Raw genomic sequence first — 1,183 nt, forward strand, 5'->3', positions numbered from 1 at the left:
TCACGTCCTTCTTCGCCTGTGCATGCCAAGGCATCCACCAAATGCCCTTAATTCACTTCTTCGTTCTCATTGTCTATGCTCATCCATAGCCGTTCCAAAGGAACGGCAACCTGATTACCTTTTACAATCAAGTCATTTCCTGATGATATCGACGTGTCGGTACGGTCTTCTTTGAGGGCACGCCGGTGCACCTCGAAGCCATACCATTAAGACCAGCTTCTCGAGATATCATCCGGTGATGCGCGGTCAGGCAACACCAATCCAGCATCTTCATCAGAGGAACCGAGGTTCCAACAACAAAAATGCCTCGGACAAGCTTTCCTTCCTACCTCCAATCCCTCCGCCAATTCCGGCCGACTAAGCCATCTCATGGTTTCTCTGGGACTGGGCTCGGACGTTTCAAACCACAAGGGCCTAAAACACCTGGAAGCTTCCAGACATATCTTCTCTTCACAATGTATTCAGAACAGGCATCAATCCTTAGCAGGACGATGCAAACTTTTATTTCTTCAGAAGACAATTCGCAGCCGTCAGATCAATTCGCCCATACAGGACGATAGTCCGTCGCGCCTCGTGGCGCGGCCCGTCCGGAGCGCAGCGATCGTAAGATCGCGGCAGCGTCAGGACAAAACAAATGGTGGAGCTGAGCGGGATCGAACCGCTGACCCCCTGCTTGCAAAGCAGGTGCTCTCCCAGCTGAGCTACAGCCCCATCCAGCTCGATCACCCAAGTCTCATCAACCAGGCGCGGCAACAATTCGCATCAACCAACAGTCTCAACCCAGTCCATCATTCGCATATGCAAATGGTGGGCCCGGGAAGACTTGAACTTCCGACCCCACGCTTATCAAGCGTGTGCTCTAACCAACTGAGCTACGGGCCCATTCCGGTACCGGTCGATGCGGCTTTTGTCTTCTTGAAGAAAGAGAAACGTGGACGGCGAACCTCGCCATACCATCCGAGTGCTAAGCACTTCCGTGGCGTATTACGTTGCGATGGTCGCCTGACTGGCGCCATCTATGTTCTAAAAAGCACGGGAAGGTTCATCCTGATCAGGTCAGGCGTCTTACCAATTCCACAGCTTCCTTAGAAAGGAGGTGATCCAGCCGCAGGTTCCCCTACGGCTACCTTGTTACGACTTCACCCCAGTCGCTGACCCTACCGTGGTTAGCTGCCTCCTTGCG

The 1,183-nt window shown here is 53.2% G+C and carries 2 tRNA genes and 1 rRNA gene; all 3 read right to left on the reverse strand.

The features are described from left to right. Positions 1–635 precede the first annotated feature (635 nt). Positions 636–711, reverse strand: a tRNA-Ala gene (locus tag I3J13_RS25585). Between the two features lie 94 nt (positions 712–805). Beyond that, positions 806–882: transfer RNA gene (locus tag I3J13_RS25590), tRNA-Ile, on the reverse strand. A gap of 207 nt (positions 883–1,089) precedes the next feature. Further along, positions 1,090–1,183 (reverse strand): 16S ribosomal RNA (locus tag I3J13_RS25595); the annotation flags it as partial.

Origin of the sequence: Agrobacterium leguminum, from assembly GCF_015704895.1 — a bacterium.
Lineage (GTDB): Bacteria > Pseudomonadota > Alphaproteobacteria > Rhizobiales > Rhizobiaceae > Agrobacterium > Agrobacterium leguminum.